The sequence below is a fragment of the Microcoleus sp. M2_D5 genome (genome assembly GCF_036701935.1).
Lineage (GTDB): Bacteria > Cyanobacteriota > Cyanobacteriia > Cyanobacteriales > Microcoleaceae > Microcoleus.
Map to the genome: position 1 here is coordinate 1 of NZ_JAUBRP010000147.1, position 5,412 is coordinate 5,412.

Below are 5,412 nucleotides of genomic sequence, written 5' to 3' on the forward strand. Positions count from 1 at the left end.
GTGGCGGGAAGTGGATTTGAACCACTGACCTTCGGGTTATGAGCCCGACGAGCTACCAGGCTGCTCTATCCCGCGTCGCTTTGTCTCTCTTTAATATAAACATATCTTTCTGAAAATTGCAACCCCTAAATCAAAAAAACTTTTTAGATTGTGGGAGGGGTTGCTGAAATCGGCGATCGAGTCTCGATCGCCCTAAAGCATCGAAACTTCCCCGATTACCTCCAAGCGCTTGAATTCACTGAGAGTCAGGTAAGTCTCCGCAAGAGTTTCGGCGATCGTCGGAGTAATCCACCCCAACTGCTTGAGCAAGTGAATCGCCACAGCAAATTGAGCGCGCTTTCCTCCATCCGTCACCTTAATTGCCAAGCCCATGCCTTCGCCAACGCGGCCAATGCACTGCACCCCTTCGGCACCCGACTTGCTCACCAATTCCCCTTGAGTCAAGCGCATCAGTTCCGTGTCAAATTTGCCCTCACCAGCAACCATCATCGGGTGGTGAGTCATAGCGCGGACAATCCGCTCCATCTCCACATTGTCGCCGGAAGCCAACTTAGCGTACAGAGACGCCATTTGCCCCAACTGCAACAGATAGGTAGGAGCGCCGCAGTCGTCGCGAGCGCTGATAAACTCTTCGGCAGGCATGGCCAGCAAGTCAGCCACTTTGCCCAAAATAAGCTGCTGGACGGGATGTTTGCGCCGTAAATAAGTGTCCAGAGGCCAGTGCAGTTGCTGGCAGACAGCCAGCATTCCGGCGTGTTTCCCGGAGCAGTTGTATTGCAGGGGGCTCTTTTTGCCTTCGGGAATGGGGCATTGAAGTTTAGAGGGGTCAATGTCGCAGCGCCACAGGACGTTAAATACCTGGCGCGATTGCTCGATCGTACCTTGATGGGAACTGCAAATAATCGCTAAATCTCGATCGGTCAATTCGTAGCGTTCTAAAGTGCCAGTCGCCGTCACCGCCAAAGCTTGAAAAGGCTTGAGTGAAGAACGGACAAATGAGGCCGTTTCCGAGTTACCAGCAACAGACAGAACGCGCCCGCGGTTGTCGCAGACAGCGGCCTGGGCGCGGTGCCTCGATTCCACAATACCTTCGCGCAGCAGTGTCACTTCCAGTTCGGGAGCTTGGGTTCGTTTTCCCCTTGTCATATCAATTTTAGATTTTAGATTTTAGATTTTAGATTGAGGCCGGTGGAAGTTTTGAGTTGCGAGCTGCCAGTTAAGAGTTGTAAAGTTAATCTTTCTGCGAGCGTTTCTCACTCATGCACTCAGTGTGCGCTGTTAGCTGTCGGCTGCTGTCTCAAAACTCAAAACTCCCTTCCATTCCCGATTACAAACAACTCCAAGTTAGTCCCCCGGCAACCAGCAACACTGTCAAACCATAAAAAGTCTGCCGCAGACGCCTGAGAATTGGTTCTAGTTGGTAGCTGACAATCAACTGGTCTTGAAGCAAAACTTCGGGAGTTTTAGGCCAAGATTGACAATCGTACCAGCCAGACTCTTCGTAGACGACCGTGGGATTTGAAAGGCGCGATCGCACGTAGAACCAACCCAAGTAGAGCCGCAGCAAAGCTAATCCTAGAATAAAACCGGCACCTGCAGCACCGCACAGGACAAACTGAGCTGGATACTTGAGGGGAGCAAAGCTAGAAGCAGCTATCGGCAACGATACCAAGCAACTCCAAGCCCAAACCCAAGCTAGTTTTGCCAGGTATCCGGGCCAATTGAGCGTTACCCAGCTAAAAAACCAGGATTCTTTAAGTTCTTGGTATTCATTGATCGGTCGCTGTTCTTGCGGAACCGGACAAATAGAAGCAGAAACGTTTTTCACATTAGCCATCCTCACGGCGCGGGGGAAAAGTCAATGCGTTCGGCGTGTCCCCAGAACGCTTCTAAATTGTAGAACTCCCGCTCTTGAGGCTTCAAGATGTGAACGATGGCGTCGCCGTAGTCCATGACTACCCAACTGGCGTCTGATAGTCCTTGTGTACGCAGCGGCAAGCGTTGCCACTCTTCTTCCACTTGGTCTGCTATTGCTTGGCAGATGGCTCGTACCTGCACGTTGGAAAATCCGGTGACGATCGCAAAGTAGTCTGCCAAAAAGGATACTTCTGACACTCGGAGCAATACAATATCTACTGCTTTGCGGTCTTCGGCTGCTTGGGCAACGGTCACGATCAGGCCGCGGGCTTCGTCTGGGGAGGTGCCGTCCGTTGCTGTAGACTGGGCCCTGGAGTATTCGAGTTGGGTGATATCTGACATTAAGTGTTTAAGTTCCTAATTGATACGGTAAGAAAGAATGGGTGCGCTATTGGCTTTGGATTGTTGGCAGTTTGAGACGGGAAATAGGAGTTAGGTTGAAGCCAAAAGTAAGGACAGAATTTCTGGTGAATTTTACTTTCAACTTGTGATTTGTTCGATCGACTTCTGGGTCGAATTTCCTGTTTCCGGCGATTCGCGGGCCATTTGCAGCGCCCAATTCCGCGTAAGTACGGTGCGGGGGTGGATGTAGCAGCGAGTTTCTAGCAAATATTTAAGAGAATAATCGCTAGTTTGCCACACGGCTGCATAAAGATTTTGCCAGCTTGCCTCGCGCAGTGCTTCTAGTTGGGCTGTGTTGCCGCGGCTCGGCTCTATGGTATCTGCTATGAATACGGTACAACTGAGCTGGCTCATGTTTGGTCTGCCGAGGGTGTGATTGGCGATTGCGTCCAAAATTTCTCGATCGACCACCCCGAATTCGTCTCTGGCGACGATCGCGCTGGCGTCTGCGTGCAGCAAATGCGGGTGTGCTTCCAACACTGAGTCTAACTCTAAACCTTCCTTCTGGGCCATTTGCAGCAGCAGTGGAGGTTTGAAGTATTTTGCCAAATCGTGCAACAAACCGGCCGATCGGGCTTTTGCTTCGTCGAGGCCGTAATGGCGAGCCAAGTCACCTGCTACCTGTTCGACTCCGAGGATATGTTTGATTCGGGCAGCAGGAACGCGCTCACAGAGCCAAGCTAGGACGTTTTCGCGATCGGGTGCAAGTGTCAAATATTAACTCCAAAATTGTATGAGCTACTATTTTAGCGTTTTGTTTCGATCGGCTGCGGTATCGGGCACGCAGGCAGGGCGGTTTCATTTTCACGAAAATCGCGATTTTGACTCTTGTAGTGTCAAGAATTCCTACCCCCCACAGACGATGATTCACAAGCCTTGGCGACATGGGGGCAGCCACTCTTTGCTGCTCCTACAAGAGCATGAAACAGCCCTGCCCTCTGCTTTCAATTTCGCGGCAGAGTATAATAGAACAAAATCTCTCAAACCTTAGCTGAGTCTATGGTTAAGCCTCGCCAAGCTGATTCTACCTTGAAATTGATTGATGAGTATTGTCAGTAACCTGTGGAGCATTTAAACCAGTAACGAGGCTTGTAGGGTGCATCAGGAGCGAACACTTACGCGCTTATGCGGAAAACACTTCTGTAATGACGCACCCTACTATCGTCTTTTAAATTCCTAACAGCTTATTACAGAAATCTGTTTTCAGAAGTCAGAAGCTTCAAAGCTTTTACACACATTCATGCTCGTGTAATTTCTGATATTAAACGCAAGACACTACCAGCCATTGCAGAAATAAAGGAGCTAGAAAATGCTCGAGGGCAACATCACTTTGCTTGGCTCGATTAATAGCATTAATTGATTTTTATTCTCATCCCTTCTTTTCCTTGATAAAAAAAAGTAAAATATTATTTTAGTCTGCTGCTGAGTGACATAAAAGAGGTAATAATTTCATCAGTTATTGAAGCAATCCTTATTCTAGCCACTGCTGGTAATACAAATATACGGTAGACTAGGGAAGCAAATCCGCAGGGTAAGTCTGCTCAATATCACACATTTTTTATTTGAGATAAAATCCCATCCAAAAATTTTAGTTTTGTCGTCTAGTTCGGAAGTATAGTTTGCTTTTGAATGGGCAATATTTGATGTAAAATGGGTTCTTCAAGCATTTCCGATGAGCGAGCGAGTTGGTTAGGTTGCTAGAAGAGGGCATGAGGGCTACCATTGAGTATTTTTACCTCAAAAATATCAAGGATAAACAACCAAGTTGAAAACCTTTCCACGCTCTGGCTTAAACTGAACTACCTCAAAAAATAGCTGTTTGGGGCGATCGCCTCCTTTGAGCTTCACGACTGCTAGACGCGATCGGCCTCAAAATCTCAAATGATTTATATAAACATACTTATGGATAATTTTCGCTCCAGTGGAGACAAGTTCTAAACAATTAATAATATGGCTTCGGTATCGAACGAGCTGCGATCGTTCGTACAGAACCCGGACGGACAAGTGCAGGAACATTAGAGGGCATTGAGAATTTACCAAGTTTGCTGAGTAAACTAGAGATAGAGTAACCCCGAATTTATTGAGGACTGGAAAATGGAGACAATTACTGACCTGCCGGGGTATCGCATAACAGAACAACTCTATGCAGGATCTCGCACTCTAGTCTATCGGGGTATTCGGGAGAGCGATCGTACTCCCGTCGTCATCAAACTGCTGCGAAACGAATACCCCAGCTTCAGCGAACTGGTGCAATTCCGCAACCAGTACACCATCGCCAAAAATCTACGTCTACCTGGAGTGGTTGAACCCCTCGATTTAGCACCTTACAAAAACGCCTATGCTTTGATAATGGAGGACTTTGGAGGAGTTTCTCTGTCTACTTATCTTCCGGGAGCAACTGATAAAAACCAACCCGATAAATCTCTATCTTTAGAAAACTTTCTCAACCTAGCCAGAGAGCTAGCAAATATTCTTCACTCTCTCTACCAAAACCGAGTTATTCATAAAGATATCAAACCCGCAAATATTCTGATTAACCCACATAGCAAACAAATTAAACTAATTGACTTCAGTATTTCTTCCCTGCTGCCGAGAGAAACCCTAGAAATCCAGAACCCCAACACCCTCGAAGGAACCTTAGCTTATCTTTCCCCAGAAAAGACAGGAAGAATGAATCGAGCAATTGACTATCGGAGTGACTTTTATTCCCTGGGTGTTACCTTCTATGAATTGTTGACAACACAGTTACCCTTCGAGTCAGACGACCCAATAGAATTAGTGCATTGTCATCTAGCCAAACAGCCAATTTCGGTACATGAAATCAACCCAGAAGTTCCCCTAATTTTATCCCAAATTGTTAGTAAACTGATGGCAAAGAATGCCGAAGATCGCTATCAGAGTGCATTAGGACTTAAACACGATTTAGAAATTTGTCTGGCTCAATTACAAAACACGGGTAACATTGAGACCTTTGCATTGGGGACGCGGGATATGACAGATCATTTCCTCATCCCTGAAAAACTCTACGGCAGAGAAACAGAAGTTGAAACCTTATTAGCAGCCTTTGAGCGAGTCAGCAGGGGCAGCACCGAA

6 protein-coding genes, 1 tRNA gene and 1 pseudogene are annotated in these 5,412 nt (G+C 47.2%); 3 read left to right on the forward strand and 5 right to left on the reverse strand.

Features of this window, described 5'->3' with window-relative positions:
* Position 1: 1 nt before the first annotated feature.
* The 5 genes from QUA50_RS28940 to yqeK all read right to left on the reverse strand — a co-directional run bounded on the left by QUA50_RS28940 (position 2) and on the right by yqeK (position 3,033).
* Positions 2–75, reverse strand: a tRNA-Met gene (locus QUA50_RS28940).
* A 117-nt stretch (positions 76–192) separates the two neighbouring features.
* The gene (locus tag QUA50_RS28945) at positions 193–1,146 is read right to left on the reverse strand and encodes an asparaginase (protein ID WP_333267018.1); all 954 of its coding nucleotides are present in this window, start codon (positions 1,144–1,146) and stop codon (positions 193–195) included.
* Positions 1,147–1,327: 181 nt separating this feature from the next.
* Positions 1,328–1,837 carry a CGLD27 family protein gene (locus tag QUA50_RS28950; protein ID WP_333267021.1) on the reverse strand — a complete coding sequence of 170 codons (510 nt, stop codon included), beginning with the start codon at positions 1,835–1,837 and terminating at the stop codon, positions 1,328–1,330.
* Between the two features lie 2 nt (positions 1,838–1,839).
* Positions 1,840–2,259, reverse strand: coding sequence for a ribosome silencing factor (rsfS, locus tag QUA50_RS28955; RefSeq protein WP_333267023.1), 420 nt, complete (start codon positions 2,257–2,259; stop codon positions 1,840–1,842).
* A gap of 138 nt (positions 2,260–2,397) precedes the next feature.
* Positions 2,398–3,033 (reverse strand): bis(5'-nucleosyl)-tetraphosphatase (symmetrical) YqeK, encoded by a 636-nt coding sequence (yqeK, locus tag QUA50_RS28960; protein ID WP_333267025.1) that lies wholly within the window; start codon positions 3,031–3,033, stop codon positions 2,398–2,400.
* A 19-nt stretch (positions 3,034–3,052) separates the two neighbouring features.
* Here yqeK and QUA50_RS28965 point away from each other — a divergent pair, with 19 nt between their 5' ends.
* The 3 genes and pseudogenes from QUA50_RS28965 to QUA50_RS28975 all read left to right on the forward strand — a co-directional run.
* Positions 3,053–3,310 carry a hypothetical protein gene (locus QUA50_RS28965; protein WP_333211662.1) on the forward strand — a complete coding sequence of 86 codons (258 nt, stop codon included), beginning with the start codon at positions 3,053–3,055 and terminating at the stop codon, positions 3,308–3,310.
* Between the two features lie 206 nt (positions 3,311–3,516).
* Positions 3,517–3,651 (forward strand): annotated as a pseudogene (locus tag QUA50_RS28970) (IS701 family transposase); the annotation flags it as partial.
* Positions 3,652–4,413: 762 nt separating this feature from the next.
* Positions 4,414–5,412, forward strand: a 999-nt coding sequence (locus QUA50_RS28975) for a protein kinase domain-containing protein (RefSeq protein ID WP_333398240.1), incomplete at its 3' end; no start/stop codon positions are given.

Excerpts from the sequence above, each read along its gene's own strand:
- QUA50_RS28945 (WP_333267018.1), bottom strand. The coding sequence starts at position 1,146 with ATGACAAGGGGAAAACGAACCCAAGCTCCCGAACTGGAAGTGACACTG.
- QUA50_RS28950 (WP_333267021.1), bottom strand. The coding sequence starts at position 1,837 with ATGGCTAATGTGAAAAACGTTTCTGCTTCTATTTGTCCGGTTCCGCAA.
- rsfS (WP_333267023.1), bottom strand. The coding sequence starts at position 2,259 with ATGTCAGATATCACCCAACTCGAATACTCCAGGGCCCAGTCTACAGCA.
- QUA50_RS28965 (WP_333211662.1), top strand. The coding sequence starts at position 3,053 with ATGAGCTACTATTTTAGCGTTTTGTTTCGATCGGCTGCGGTATCGGGC.